This is a genomic window from Methylobacterium sp. NFXW15 (assembly GCF_049887755.1).
Lineage (GTDB): Bacteria > Pseudomonadota > Alphaproteobacteria > Rhizobiales > Beijerinckiaceae > Methylobacterium.
Map to the genome: position 1 here is coordinate 772,852 of NZ_JAGEKG010000001.1, position 13,060 is coordinate 785,911.

Genomic DNA, 13,060 nt, shown 5'->3' on the forward strand with positions numbered 1-13,060 from the left:
GCAATCGGTGTCACGGCGCGGCCGCTCCCCGAACGGGCGATAGGTCAGTACCCGTGACGTTTCTCAGCGCGGGCGAGGCCCGTCAAGCCTGACGGGAGGGAAGGGGCATCGGCCCCGTCCCTCCTGTCATCGGCCGCGACAGCGACAGGCGGACGCCTAGAACAGCCCGTCGATTTGGCCGTTGGCATCGAGGCGGATCGTATCGGCAGCGGGGACCTTGGGCAGGCCCGGCATCGTCATGATCTCACCGCAGATCGCCACCACGAAGCCCGCGCCCGCCGAGAGGCGCACGTCGCGCACCGCCACCACGTGGCCCTCCGGCGCGCCGATCAGCGCCGGGTCGGTCGAGAACGAGTACTGCGTCTTGGCCATGCAGATCGGCAGGTTGCCGTAGCCATCCTTCTCGAAGGCGGCGAGCTTCTGCGCGGCCTTGGACTCGATCTGGATGTCGGCCGCCCCGTAGAGCTTCGTCGCGATGGCGCGGATCTTGTCCGAGAGCTTCGACTCGGTCTCGTAGGTGTAGCGGATCGCCTGGGCGCCGCCCTCCGACAGCTTCACCACGGCACGGGCCAGTTCCTCGGCACCGGCACCGCCATCCGCCCAGTGCTTGCAGGTGATGGCCTCGACGCCGAGCTTCTCGCTGCACAGCGCCTTGAGCTTGGCGTGCTCGGCATCGGTGTCGGCGTAGAAGTGGTTCACCGCCACCACCACCGGCAGGCCGAAGTTGCGTACGTTGGTGACGTGGCGCGCGAGGTTGGCGAAGCCCTTCTCCAACGCCTCGACGTTCTCGCCGCCGAGATCCTTCTTGTTCACGCCGCCATGCATCTTGAGGGCGCGGACGGTGGCCACGATCACCACCGCCGAGGGGCTGATGCCCGCTTGACGGCACTTGATGTCGAGGAACTTCTCGGCCCCCAGATCGGCGCCGAAGCCCGCTTCCGTCACCGTGTAATCGGCGAGCCGCAGGCCGGCGCGGGTGGCGATGACCGAGTTACAGCCATGGGCGATGTTGGCGAACGGGCCGCCATGGATGAGGGCCGGGTTGCCTTCGAGCGTCTGCACGAGGTTCGGCTGCAGGGCGTCCTTCAGGAGCACCGTCATGGCGCCCGTGGCCTTCACGTCCTTCAGGGTCACGAGCTTGCGGTCGCGGGTCTCGGCGATGACGATGCGGCCGAGCCGCTCCTCAAGGTCGGCGAGATCCTTGGCGAGACAGAACACCGCCATCACCTCGGAGGCGACCGTGATGTCGAACCCGTCCTCGCGCGGGAAGCCGTTGGCGACGCCGCCGAGCGACTGATTGATGGCACGCAGCGCCCGGTCGTTCATGTCGACGACGCGGCGCCAGTGGATGCGGCGCACGTCGATGTTGAGCTCGTTCGCCCAGTAGACGTGGTTGTCGATCAAAGCTGCCGCGAGGCTGTGCGCGGAGGTGATGGCGTGGAAGTCGCCGGTGAAGTGCAGGTTGATCTGCTCCATCGGCACGACCTGCGCCTTACCGCCGCCGGCCGCGCCGCCCTTCATGCCGAAGCACGGCCCGAGCGAGGGCTCGCGCAGGCAGATCATGGTCTTCTCGCCGATGCGGTTCAGGGCATCGCCCAGGCCGACGGTCGTCGTGGTCTTGCCCTCGCCCGCGGGTGTCGGCGAGATCGCCGTCACGAGGACGAGCTTGCCCTCCTTCCGGCCTTCGAGCCCGGCGATGAAGCCGTGGTCGAGCTTGGCGATATGCTTGCCGTAATTGTGCAGGGCCTCGTCCGGGATGCCGAGCTTCTCGGCGACCTGAGCGATCGGCTTCAGGGTCGCCGCGCGGGCGATTTCGATATCGGACGGCATGGGCTTCCCTCCCTGTCACACGCACACTGCACCCCGGCGGCACTGCCGCGCGCGGTCGCCGCTCGAAGGGCGGCACGGTGCGATCGTGGCCATAATGTGAGGCAAAGCGCAGGGAAATGCGCGTCGATTTTTCTCAAGGACCGGACAAAAAGCTCTTGCCCTGTGGGAGACCGTCGTCGGTCCTCGAAAGACGGATTGGAACGAGAGTCGGCCGCCTCTCCCGGCTCGCGGGAGAGGGGTATCAGCGCTCGCTCCTCAACCTCCGGACTTCTTGGCCTTGTCGGCCGCGCCCGGCGCCTCGTGCGGCTGGGGCGCCCCCTTGGGAAGTTCGGGGTTGTCGGGGTTGTGCGGCGCGGCCACGGGGGCCGGGGGGTTCTCGGCCGTCGCAGTCGGCTTGCTCGTATCGGGCAGGCCGTCCTTCAGCTTTTCGTTGATCTTGGCGAGATCATCCGGCTCGGGGTTGAGGTCCTTGGCGTGCTGCCACTGGAACTTGCCCTCCAGGCGGCGGCCCGCGCGCCAATAGGCATCGCCCAGGTGGTCGTTGATCGTCGGATCGCCCGGCTTCAGTTCGACGGCCTTCTCCAGTTCCCGCACGGCGTCGTCCCAGCGGCCCAGGCGGAAATAGGCCCAGCCCAAGCTGTCGACGATCATGCCGTCACGCGGGGCGGAATCGGCCGCCTGCTGCAGCAGCTTGAACGCCTCGTCGATGTTCATGTTCTGGTCGACCCAGGAATAGCCGAGGTAGTTCAGCACCTGCGCCTTGGCGGCGGGCTGGCTATCCGGCACCAGGGACAGAGCCTTCTTCAGGTCGGCCTCGGCCTTGGGCCATTGCTTGGCACGTTCGTAGGCGACACCCCGGAAGTAGTAGGTGGTCCAGTAGTTCGTGACGGGCCGGTCGCCGATCAGCTCGATGGCGCGGGTGTAGCTTTGCGCGGCCTCCGCATATTGCTTGCGCGCCCGCTGGACGTTGCCGAGCGCCGTGATGACGTCGATGTCGTCGGGATGCGCCTTCATGGCGGCGTTGAGTTGCGCCAGGGCCTCGTCGCTCTTGCCCATCTGCTCGAGGTTGAGACCGATCTGGATGTCGGAGTTGAGCTTCAGGGGCGAGTTCGCCGGGATCTGCGCATAGGCTTCGTTCGCGCGCTCGGGCTGCTTCATCCGGTCGAGGGTGTCGGCGAGCGTCAGGCGCGCGAGGCCGTGATCCGGCCACAGGTAGAGGGCGAGGCGCAGGTAGATCACGGCGGGCAGTTCGTCGCCCTGCGTCGAGCCCGCCGAGCCGAGCCCGTAGAGCACCTCGGCGGCGCCTTCCTGCGCATTGGTGACGAGCTTGCCGAGCGGCTTGCCCGCCTTCAGCTTGTCGAGGGCGTCGCGCACCAGCGGATGGCGCGGGGAGAGCTTGTCGAAGTCGGAATAGGCCTGGATCGCCACGTCGGTGCGGCCCATGCTGGCCTCCTGGCGGGCATAGGCATCGACGATGCGCAGGGTGTTGCGGTCACCCTCGTAGGCGACCTTCAGGCGCGCCTCGGCCTCCTTGTCGTCGCCGGTCACGGCGGCGATCAGGCCGGCATGATAGTCGCGGAAGGTGTTGTAGTACCGCTCGCCCCGCAGCTTGTTGACGGTGTCCAGGGCCTTCTTGCCGTCGCCCGCCCCCGCGAAGGACCACGCGGTCAGAAGCGTGGCGGTGAGGTCGGTGGCCGCGCCCCGGCCGCTGCGCGAGAAGTTCTGGCGGGCGGCGGACCATTGGCTCGCCTTGATCTGGCGGACGCCGAGGGACAGGTTCGCGAGCCCGTTGGTGGGGTCACGCGCCACGAGCTTCTCGGCTTGGCGGAACGCATCCGGCAGGGCGCCGTCCGCCAACAGGGAGATGAAGGCGCGCTCGACGAGTTCCGCGTTGCGCGGATCGGCGCGCACGGCCTCGCGGTAGAAGGTGGCTGCCGCCGTCGTGTCGCGCGCCGCCCCGGCGATGTAGGCCGAGAGGAAGTTGCCTTCGAGCGATTCCGCCGGCTCGTAATCGCCCGCCGGGGACGAAACGGTCTCCTTCGGCTGAGCCGCGTACGCACCGGGCACGAGACCGGTGGCGATCAGGAGGGCGAGCGCCGAAGCGGTGCGGCGGGCGCGAAGATGGGTCATGAACCGTTCCGGCTCCTGAGGCGCCGGGCCCGGTAGGGCCGGACGCCTGAAAACATGCTGGGCGCAAGGGGCCCGGGCGAAATGCGCCGGGAGACTGGACTCATCCCGCCATCCCCGCAAGGCGAAAGGATGGCGCGGGCCTCACGGCTGCGTCAGGCCAGGATGTCGAGGGTCCGCTGGGTCATCCTGTCGGCGGTGCGCGCGACAGCGGCGTTCAGGGAGAAGCTCGCCTTCGCTTCGATCAGGTCGAGGGCCGTGGTCGAGAGCTCGACTGTCGCGGCGGGCGGCAGGGTGCCGCGGCTCGCGTCCGGCACCGTCTCCGTGCCGAAGGTGGCGACGCGCCCGGCCACGGCGTCGAGCCGCTGGGCCGCCGCGTTCATGCCGCCGGTCGCGATCGTCAGGGCATCGGTCATGCCGCCACCCTGGCCGAAAGGCCTCAAGGCTTCACCCGCGAAATCCCTTGCATTTGAATGATCCACCCGGCGAGCGACCCGAGGGCGTCGAGATGGATCGCCGGGGGAATCGTTGCGGAACTCAAGCTCCGGGACACACTCACCGTCTTTGCGAGCGTCAGCGAAGCAATCCAGGGCAGCGCGACCGTCTATAGACGTGGCGGATCCCTGGATTGCTTCGCTTCGCTCGCAAAGACGGAGGAGCTTTTGAATGTCGCAACGATCCCCGCAAAGGGGGGAGGGAGAACCGGCCGTGCTTACATATTCGGGTAGTTCGGCCCGCCCGGACCTTCCGGGGTCACCCAGTCGATGTTCTGGTTCGGGTCCTTGATATCGCAGGTCTTGCAGTGGACGCAGTTCTGCGCGTTGATCTGGAACCGCACACCGTCCGAGGCCGCCGCGTCCTCCACCCACTCGTAGACGCCCGCCGGACAATACCGGTTGGAGGGGCCCCCGAACACGTCGTGCTCGGACCGCTTCTGAAGCTCCATGTCGCGGACCTTCAGGTGCGGAGGCTGGTCCTCCTCGTGGTTGGTGTTCGAGAGGTAGACCGAGGAGAGCCGGTCGAAGGTCAGCTTGCCGTCCGGCTTCGGATAGGTGATCGGCGTCACCTCGGAGAGCGGCTTGAGGCAGGCATGGTCCGGCTTGCCATGGCCGAGCGTGCCGAAGGGCGAGGCGCCGAGGATGCTCGTCGCCCACATGTCGATGCCGCCGAGGCCGATGCCGACCAGCGTCCCGTATTTGGACCAGAGCGGCTTCACGTTGCGCACCGGCTTCAGGTCCTGCCCGATCGGGCTGTCGCGCCAGCCCTGGTCGTAGACCGTCAGTTCGTCGCCCTGGCGGCCCGCCTTGAGCGCGTCGGCGATGGCGTCGGCCGCCTGCATTCCGGAGAGCACCGCGTTATGCGAGCCCTTGATGCGGGGCACGTTCACGAAGCCCGCCGAGCAGCCCACGAGACAGCCACCGGGGAAGACGAGCTTCGGCACCGATTGCCAGCCACCCTCCATGATCGCGCGCGCGCCATAGCCGATGCGCTTGGCACCCTCGAAGGTCTCCGCGATCATCGGGTGGGTCTTGAAGCGCTGGAACTCCTCGAACGGCGACAGGGTCGGGTTCTCGTAGTTCAGGTGCGTGACGAAGCCGACCGAGAGCAGGTGGTCGTCGAAATGGTAGAGCCAGCTACCGCCGCCCGCCTTGTTCGGCAGGGGCCAGCCCATCGTGTGCTGGACGAGGCCGGGCTCGAACTTGTTCGGCGCGAGCTGCCACAGCTCCTTCACCCCGAGCCCGTACTTGAAGTGGTCGCTGTTCGCGTTCAGCCCGTAGCGGGCGATGAGCCCCTTGGTGAGGTTGCCGCGCGCGCCCTCGCCGAACACGGTGTACTTGCCGCGCAGCTCCATGCCGCGGGTGTAGTCGTCGCGCGGCTCGCCCGACTTGCCGATGCCGAGATCGCCCGTGGCGATGCCGACCACCGCGCCCGCCTCATCGAACAGCACCTCGGAGGCCGGGAAGCCCGGATAGATCTCGACGCCGAGCGCCTCGGCCTGGGCGCCGAGGTACTTGCACACGTTCGACAGCGAGCCGACGAAATTGCCGTGGTTCGACATGAGCTTGGGGAAGAACAGGTTCGGCAGGGTGATGCCGCTGTTCTTGGTGAGCATCATGAACTCGTCCCGCTCGACGGCGGTCTTGAGTGGACGCTCGGGATCCGTCCGCCACTCGGGCAGCAGGGCATCGAGGCCGATCGGATCGATCACGGCGCCGGAGAGGATGTGGGCGCCGACCTCGGAGCCCTTCTCCACTACCACGACGCTGATCTCCTCACCGATTTCGGCGGCGCGCTGTTTCAGGCGGATCGCGGCCGACAAGCCCGCAGGCCCCGCGCCGACAATCACCACATCGAAATCCATGCTTTCCCGTTCGGGCAGCGCCATCCTCACCACTCCTGATCTTCTTGTCTGTCGCTTTGACTGCCGTCTGAACCCATTCCAAGCTGGAAACGCAAGCTGGTAGATTGACGGGTGTTCCACCGCCACGGTCCTCCCAACGCGCGAAGACGGCGGAGGATGGCCCGCATCCCCTTGACGCATCGGGGCGAACGGGAATTGTCCACAGGGTGAGCGAACCCCATTTCCCCTCCATGCCCGATCCCGCCGACGCGCAGGCCGACCTGATCGCCATCCTCGACTTCCACACGGAGGCCGGGGTCGATGTCGCGCTCGACGAGAAGCCGCATGACCGCTTCACGGAGGCGGATGCACCGGAGCCCGCCCCCCGGCCCCGGAGGTCGGCGCCGCGGCAAGCCACACCTCAAGCCATTCCTGTCGCCTCACCCCCCTCCCCTCCCCCGCCGCGGGCGACTTACGGCCGCGCCGCATCCGCGGAGCCCGAGGCGGCGGCGGGCGATGCCCGGGCCCAGGCTCGCGCGGCGGCAAGCCTTCAGGAACTGGAAGCGATCCTGGCCGGGTTCGAATCCTGCCCCCTGCGCTTCACCGCCAAGAACCTCGTGTTCGGGGACGGCAATCCGCAGGCGCGGGTGATGTTTCTCGGTGAGGCGCCCGGCGCCGACGAGGACCGGATCGGCAAGCCCTTCATGGGCCGCTCGGGCCAATTGCTCGACAAGATGATGGCCGCGATCGGCCTCGACCGCACCTCGGCCTACATCGCCAACGTCGTGCCCTGGCGCCCGCCGGGCAACCGCAACCCGACCCCGCAGGAGGTGGCGATGTGCCGTCCCTTCGTGGAACGGCAGATCGAATTGGTCGATCCCGACCTGATCGTCTGCCTCGGCGCCCCGGCGACGCAGACGCTGACCGGCACCAAGGACGGTATCCTGAAGACGCGCGGGCGGTTCTTCACCTACGCCCTTCCCTCCCGTGAGACACGGCTGCTGGCGACGCTGCATCCGGCCTTCCTGTTACGCCAGCCACTCCAGAAGCGCCTCGCTTGGCGGGATTTTCGCGCCCTGCGGGCAGCCCTCGACGGGAAAGCTTGACGGTGGGCTCGGAACCGGGTCTCCCCTCCCGCCATTAGACCAAGCCGGATGCGGCCGGTGCGGCACGGATGGCGGGATCATGCGCTGGGAAGATCTTCGAAGCTCTGACAACGTCGAGGACCGACGCGGCGAGGGCGGCGGCGGCGGTGGCGGGATGGGTTTCCCCGGCGGCGGCGCGGGCGGACTCGGTATCGGCGCCATCGTGGTGGTGCTGATCATCAGCTACTTCACCGGCATCAACCCGGCGATCCTGATGGGCGGCGCCGAGCAGATCGGACGTGGCGGCGGCCAGCGCCAGGAGCAGGTCGACCCGCAGACCCAGGCGAAGCGGCGCCAAGCCCCCACCGACGAGAGCGGGCGCTTCGCCTCGAAGATCCTCGGCAACACCGAAGACGTGTGGACTCAGATCCTGCCGCAGCAGACGGGCAAGGCCTATACCCCTACGACCCTGGTGCTCTATTCGGGCGGAACCCGCTCGGGTTGCGGCTCGGCCCAGGCCGCGATGGGCCCGTTCTATTGCCCGCTGGACAAGAAGGTTTACCTCGACACCGGCTTCTTCAAGGAAATGGCGCAGAAGTTCGGCGTGAAGGGCGATTTCGCCTACGCCTACGTGATCGCCCACGAGGTCGGCCACCACGTGCAGGACGTGCTCGGCATCCTCGGCAAGGTACAGGCGCGCCAGCAGCAGGCATCCAGCAAGACAGAGGCGAACGCCCTCTCGGTGCGCATCGAGCTGATGGCCGACTGCCTCGCGGGCGTCTGGGCCAAGAACTCCAACGACAAGTACGCCGAGCTGGAGCAGGGCGACATCGACGAGGCGCTGAACGCCGCCGCTCAGATCGGCGACGACGCTCTGCAGCAGCGCTCACGCGGCTACGTCGTGCCGGATTCCTTCACGCACGGCTCGTCGGCTCAGCGCCAACGCTGGTTCATGGCCGGCTACAAGAGCGGTCAGACCAAGTCCTGCGACACGTTCAGGACGGCGGGGAACTGAGGAAGCCGCCTTCTAGGGCCGTCTTCGACCCAGTTGGGTCACGTGCCTCCGTCTTTGCGAGCGTTAGCGAAGCAATCCAGGGAGGCGCACCCTTCTAAAGCGTCCCGCTGCCCTGGATTGCTTCGCTGTGCTCGCAAAGACGACCGGGAATCCATCGACGGGGGCGGCTCAACTCGGTCGGATACGGCTCTAGCCGACGACCTCATCCTGAGGTGCGGCGATAGCCGCCTCGAAGGAAGGCTCGGCAAGCCGGGCACCTCGGGATGAGGGTGAGGGGGGGGGGGAAGGTTGGCTTCCCGCTCCCCGGCCTGCTCCTACCCCCGGCTCAAGCGCTGCGCATTCGCCTGGACCTTGCGGCGATAGGAGTGAATCACCTTCTGGTTCGAGGCGCCGGAGGCCATCATCATCATCGCCTCGCCCGCCGCGAGCACCTTCTCGGTCACCATGCGCTGCGCCTCCACCTGCGCCGCAGGACCGCCCATCGAGAGCATCGTCAGACGCTGCAGGATCACGCCCTGCGCTTCCATCGCGAGCATGGACATGTCCATGCTCGTCTTCCACCAGCCGAACAGCATCGTTGTCCTCTTGTTGCGCTTGGCAACTCCCGGCACGCGCCCCGTTTCCCGGGTGCGACGCCGCGCAGCCATGCTTGCCGAGCTTTGCGCTGGAGCCGTCCATGACGTAACTGCCGCCGGATACCCGCCGGACAGCCGCCCGCATCATGATACGCCTCGACCGCATAACAAAGCAGAACGGCAAACAACTGGTCTTTATCGAGGCCAGCGCGGCGCTTCAGCGCGGCGAGAAGATCGGCCTCGTCGGCCCGAACGGGGCGGGCAAGACCACCCTGTTCCGCATGATCACCGGTGAGGAGCAGCCCGACGAGGGTCAGGTCCAGTCCGAGCGCGGGGTGACGATCGGCTATTTTAGCCAGGATGTCGGCGAGATGGCAGGCCGCAGCGTCGTCGCGGAGGTGATGGACGGGGCGGGACCGGTGAGCGAGGTCGCGGCCGAACTCGCCGAACTCGGCGCAGCCCTGGCCGACCCGGACCGGGCCGACGAGATGGAGGCGCTGATCGAGCGCTACGGCGAGGTGCAGGGCCGGTTCGAGGAACTGGACGGCTACGCCCTCGACGGGCGGGCGCGGGAGACGCTGGACGGGCTCGGCTTCAGCCAGGAGATGATGGAAGGCGATGTCGGCGCCCTCTCCGGCGGTTGGAAGATGCGCGTGGCGCTCGCCCGCATCCTGCTGATGCGCCCCGACGTGATGCTCCTCGACGAGCCGTCGAACCACCTCGACATCGAGAGCCTGATCTGGCTCGAGAATTTCCTGCGCGGCTATGACGGCGCCCTGCTCATGACCTCCCACGACAGGGAGTTCATGAACCGCATCGTCGGCAAGGTCATCGAGATCGATGGCGGCACGCTGACCACCTATTCGGGCGATTACGCCTTCTACGCGCAGCAGCGCCTCCAGAACGAGGCGCAACGGCAGGCGCAGTACGAGCGCCAGCAGGCGATGCTCGCCAAGGAGATCAAATTCATCGAGCGGTTCAAGGCCCGCGCCTCCCATGCGGCCCAGGTGCAGAGCCGGGTGAAGAAGCTCGACAAGATCGAGCGCGTCGAGCCGCCCCGGCGCCGCCAATCGGTGGCCTTCGAGTTCCAGGCACCGCCGCGCTCCGGCGACGACGTGGTGATGCTCAAGGGCGTCGAGAAGCGCTACGGCAGCCGCGCCATCTATGATGGGCTCGATTTCGCGATCCGTCGCAAGGAGCGGTGGTGCGTGATGGGCGTCAACGGTGCGGGCAAGTCGACGCTCCTGAAGCTCGTCACCGGCACCACGACACCGGATTCCGGCTCCGTCACCGTCGGCGGCAGCGTGAAGCTCGGCTACTTCGCGCAGCACGCCATGGATTTGCTCGACGGCGAGCGGACCGTGTTCCAGACCCTTGAGGATGCTTTCCCACAGGCGGGACAGGGCTCGCTGCGCACGCTTGCGGGCTGCTTCGGGTTCTCCGGGGACGACATCGAGAAGCGCTGCCGCGTGCTCTCGGGCGGCGAGAAGGCCCGGCTGGTGTTGGCCCTGATGCTCTACGATCCGCCGAACTTCCTCGTGCTTGATGAGCCGACCAACCACCTCGACATCGGCACCAAGGAAATGCTGGTGGAAGCGCTCTCCGCCTTCGAGGGGACGATGCTGTTCGTCTCGCACGATCGGCACTTCCTGGCCGCCCTGTCGAACCGCGTGCTTGAGATCACGCCCGAGGGCGCGCACCAATATGGCGGCGGCTACACGGAATACGTCGCCAGCACGGGCCGGGAGGCGCCGGGCCTGCGCAGCTGAGGGGTAAGCCCGCATGGTGACGCTGGAGATCGCGGAGCGATTCGCGGGAATCGCGCTCTCGCACGTCACCCGCGAATACCCGCACAAGCCGGGCATCGTCTTCGCCGGACCGGAGGATGTACGGGCGCCCGCCGCCCTTCACCCGGTCTTCCACGGCAGCTTCGACTGGCATTCCTGCGTCCACGGCTATTGGCTGCTCGCCCGGCTGCTTAGGCTCTATCCAGCTTCGGGCCGGGCACCAGAGATCCGCGCCCTGTTCGACAGGTCCCTGGTGCCGGAAAGGATCGCCGGGGAATGCGCGACCCTCGATGCCCCGGCGGCGCGGGGCTTCGAGCGTCCCTATGGCTGGGCGTGGCTCCTGAAGCTCGCCTCGGAACTCGATGGGGCCGAGACGCCGCGCTGGGGCCATGCCCTCGCCCCGCTCGCCGCACGGATCGCGGAGCGCTTTGCAGACTTCCTGCCCATCGCCCCCTACCCGGTACGCGTGGGCACCCATTTCAACACGGCCTTCGCCCTGCGGCTCGCCGCCGATTTCGCCGATGACGCGCTGCTGGCACAGATCCGCGAGACGGCGCTCGCATGGTACGGGGCGGATGCGGATTGCCCCGCCTGGGGCGAGCCGAGCGGAGACGATTTCCTCTCGCCCGCGCTGATCGAGGCCGAATGTCTCCGGCGGCTCCTTCCCCCGGACGCCTTCGTGGAGTGGTTCGGCCGCTTCCTGCCACGCCTCGCGGGGGGAGAGCCCGCCACCCTGTTCACGCCTGCCCGCGTGACCGACCGCAGCGATGGAAAGATCGCCCATCTCGACGGGCTTAATCTCAGCCGCGCGTGGTGCCTGCGCTGCCTCGCCGAAGCGCTACCCGAAGGCGATCCCCGCCGCGTGCCGATGCAGGAGGCCGCGCGCAACCATCTCGACGCCGCCATGCCCCATCTCGAGGGCGGCTATATGGGCTCGCATTGGCTCGCGAGTTTCGCTCTGCTGGCCCTCGACGCCTGATTGGCTCACTTCCCGATACAAAAGCCGGCAAACAATCGGTCCAGCACATCCTCGACGCCCACATGCCCTCCGACTTCACCGAGCGCCCGCACGGCGAGGCGAAGGTCTTCCGCAGCGAGTTCCGGCAGTCCGCCCGCAACCCCGGCGCAGAGACGGTCGAGATGATCGAGGCAGCGTTCCAGCGCCTCGCGGTGCCGGGCGCGGGTGATGAGCGCATCGCCTTCGCCCATTCCGGCTTCGGCCCGTTCCCGCAAGGCGTCGAGCAGGGCGGGGAGCCCCTCCCCCGTCCGGGCCGAGACCGCGAGCCCCTCCGATGGTTCGGACGAGAGGTCCGCCTTCGTGTGAACGAGAAGGTTGGGAGCCGCGCCGAGATCGGGGGCAACGCCGCCTGGCGGCACCAGCGCAAGCACGAGATCGGCTTCGGCAATGCATGCCCGGCTGCGGCGGATGCCCTCCGCCTCCACGGCTTCATCCGTATCGCGCAAGCCCGCCGTATCGACCAGCACCACGGGAAGGCCTTCGAGATCGAGCCGCACTTCGATGGCGTCGCGGGTGGTGCCGGGGATCTCCGAAACGATGGCCGCCTCACGCCGGGCGAGAGCATTCAACAGGGTGGATTTGCCCGCATTGGGCTCGCCCGCCAGCACGACCCAGAACCCGTCGCGCAGACGTTCGCCCCGCCGCCCGTCGGCCAGGGCCGCTGCGATCGCATCCCGCAGGGTCGTGGCACGGCCGATCAGGGCGGCACCGAGCCCGTCCTCATCGACATCGCCCTCGTCCGAAAAATCGAGGGCGGCTTCGGCGCCCGCGAGCAGATCGATCGCCTCGTCCCGCCAAGCCGCGACCTGTCGGCTCAAGGCCCCTTCGAGTTGGCGCAGGGCCTGCCGCCGCTGCCCTTCGGTCTCGGCATCGATCAGGTCCGCGACACCCTCGGCCTCCGCCAGATCCATCCGCCCATTGAGCACGGCCCGGCGGGTGAACTCGCCCGGCCCCGCCGGACGACAACCGGGCTGGCGGGACAAAGCCGCCAGCACACGTGCCCGCACGGCCAGCCCGCCATGCAGGTGCAGCTCGGCCATGTCCTCGCCGCTATAGGTCTCGGGGCCGGGAAAGAAGGCGACCAGGGCACGGTCGAGCACCGTGCCGTCCGCCGGATCGCGCAGGGTGCGTAGCGACAGGCGCCGGGCGGGGGGCGGCGATCCGGCCAGGGCCGCCAGCACCGCGCCCGCCTCCGGTCCGCTGACGCGGAGCACCGCCACCGCCGCCCGGCCGAAACCGCTCGCCGGGGCGAATAGCGTTTCTGCCATTGGGGTCGAACCTC

General features: G+C 68.0%; 10 protein-coding genes. 4 read left to right on the forward strand and 6 right to left on the reverse strand.

The window, feature by feature from the left end; translation table 11 throughout:
• Positions 1 to 156: 156 nt before the first annotated feature.
• The 4 genes from J4O73_RS03705 to J4O73_RS03720 form a co-directional block, all read right to left on the reverse strand.
• Positions 157 to 1,830, reverse strand: coding sequence for a formate--tetrahydrofolate ligase (locus J4O73_RS03705; RefSeq protein WP_426214660.1), 1,674 nt, complete (start codon positions 1,828 to 1,830; stop codon positions 157 to 159).
• A 255-nt stretch (positions 1,831 to 2,085) separates the two neighbouring features.
• Positions 2,086 to 3,960, reverse strand: coding sequence for a tetratricopeptide repeat protein (locus tag J4O73_RS03710; RefSeq protein ID WP_426214662.1), 1,875 nt, complete (start codon positions 3,958 to 3,960; stop codon positions 2,086 to 2,088).
• Positions 3,961 to 4,112: 152 nt separating this feature from the next.
• On the reverse strand, positions 4,113 to 4,373 hold the full coding sequence (locus J4O73_RS03715; RefSeq protein ID WP_426214664.1) for a flagellar protein: 261 nt from the start codon (positions 4,371 to 4,373) through the stop codon (positions 4,113 to 4,115).
• A 296-nt stretch (positions 4,374 to 4,669) separates the two neighbouring features.
• The gene (locus J4O73_RS03720; RefSeq protein WP_426214666.1) at positions 4,670 to 6,343 is read right to left on the reverse strand and encodes an electron transfer flavoprotein-ubiquinone oxidoreductase; all 1,674 of its coding nucleotides are present in this window, start codon (positions 6,341 to 6,343) and stop codon (positions 4,670 to 4,672) included.
• Between the two features lie 206 nt (positions 6,344 to 6,549).
• Between J4O73_RS03720 and J4O73_RS03725 the strand changes: the two genes are divergently transcribed.
• Entirely contained in the window at positions 6,550 to 7,404 is an 855-nt protein-coding gene (locus tag J4O73_RS03725; protein ID WP_426214912.1) for a uracil-DNA glycosylase, read from the forward strand.
• Between the two features lie 79 nt (positions 7,405 to 7,483).
• Positions 7,484 to 8,398 (forward strand): KPN_02809 family neutral zinc metallopeptidase, encoded by a 915-nt coding sequence (gene ypfJ / locus J4O73_RS03730; protein WP_426214668.1) that lies wholly within the window; start codon positions 7,484 to 7,486, stop codon positions 8,396 to 8,398.
• A gap of 314 nt (positions 8,399 to 8,712) precedes the next feature.
• Here the strand turns inward: ypfJ and J4O73_RS03735 are convergent, their stop codons facing one another.
• The gene (locus J4O73_RS03735) at positions 8,713 to 8,973 is read right to left on the reverse strand and encodes a hypothetical protein (RefSeq protein ID WP_426214914.1); all 261 of its coding nucleotides are present in this window, start codon (positions 8,971 to 8,973) and stop codon (positions 8,713 to 8,715) included.
• A gap of 146 nt (positions 8,974 to 9,119) precedes the next feature.
• Here J4O73_RS03735 and J4O73_RS03740 point away from each other — a divergent pair, with 146 nt between their 5' ends.
• Positions 9,120 to 10,742, forward strand: a complete 1,623-nt coding sequence (locus J4O73_RS03740; protein WP_426214670.1) for an ABC-F family ATP-binding cassette domain-containing protein — start codon at positions 9,120 to 9,122, stop codon at positions 10,740 to 10,742.
• A gap of 13 nt (positions 10,743 to 10,755) precedes the next feature.
• Positions 10,756 to 11,739, forward strand: coding sequence for a DUF2891 domain-containing protein (locus J4O73_RS03745; RefSeq protein WP_426214672.1), 984 nt, complete (start codon positions 10,756 to 10,758; stop codon positions 11,737 to 11,739).
• Positions 11,740 to 11,744: 5 nt separating this feature from the next.
• Here the strand turns inward: J4O73_RS03745 and mnmE are convergent, their stop codons facing one another.
• Complete coding sequence (mnmE, locus tag J4O73_RS03750; RefSeq protein WP_426214674.1) at positions 11,745 to 13,046, reverse strand: tRNA uridine-5-carboxymethylaminomethyl(34) synthesis GTPase MnmE; 1,302 nt, start codon at positions 13,044 to 13,046, stop codon at positions 11,745 to 11,747.
• Positions 13,047 to 13,060: the final 14 nt, after the last annotated feature.

Excerpts from the sequence above, each read along its gene's own strand:
- mnmE (WP_426214674.1), bottom strand. The coding sequence starts at position 13,046 with ATGGCAGAAACGCTATTCGCCCCGGCGAGCGGTTTCGGCCGGGCGGCG.
- J4O73_RS03745 (WP_426214672.1), top strand. The coding sequence starts at position 10,756 with ATGGTGACGCTGGAGATCGCGGAGCGATTCGCGGGAATCGCGCTCTCG.
- J4O73_RS03720 (WP_426214666.1), bottom strand. The coding sequence starts at position 6,343 with ATGGCGCTGCCCGAACGGGAAAGCATGGATTTCGATGTGGTGATTGTC.
- J4O73_RS03740 (WP_426214670.1), top strand. The coding sequence starts at position 9,120 with ATGATACGCCTCGACCGCATAACAAAGCAGAACGGCAAACAACTGGTC.
- J4O73_RS03725 (WP_426214912.1), top strand. The coding sequence starts at position 6,550 with ATGCCCGATCCCGCCGACGCGCAGGCCGACCTGATCGCCATCCTCGAC.
- J4O73_RS03715 (WP_426214664.1), bottom strand. The coding sequence starts at position 4,373 with ATGACCGATGCCCTGACGATCGCGACCGGCGGCATGAACGCGGCGGCC.
- ypfJ (WP_426214668.1), top strand. The coding sequence starts at position 7,484 with ATGCGCTGGGAAGATCTTCGAAGCTCTGACAACGTCGAGGACCGACGC.
- J4O73_RS03705 (WP_426214660.1), bottom strand. The coding sequence starts at position 1,830 with ATGCCGTCCGATATCGAAATCGCCCGCGCGGCGACCCTGAAGCCGATC.
- J4O73_RS03710 (WP_426214662.1), bottom strand. The coding sequence starts at position 3,960 with ATGACCCATCTTCGCGCCCGCCGCACCGCTTCGGCGCTCGCCCTCCTG.
- J4O73_RS03735 (WP_426214914.1), bottom strand. The coding sequence starts at position 8,973 with ATGCTGTTCGGCTGGTGGAAGACGAGCATGGACATGTCCATGCTCGCG.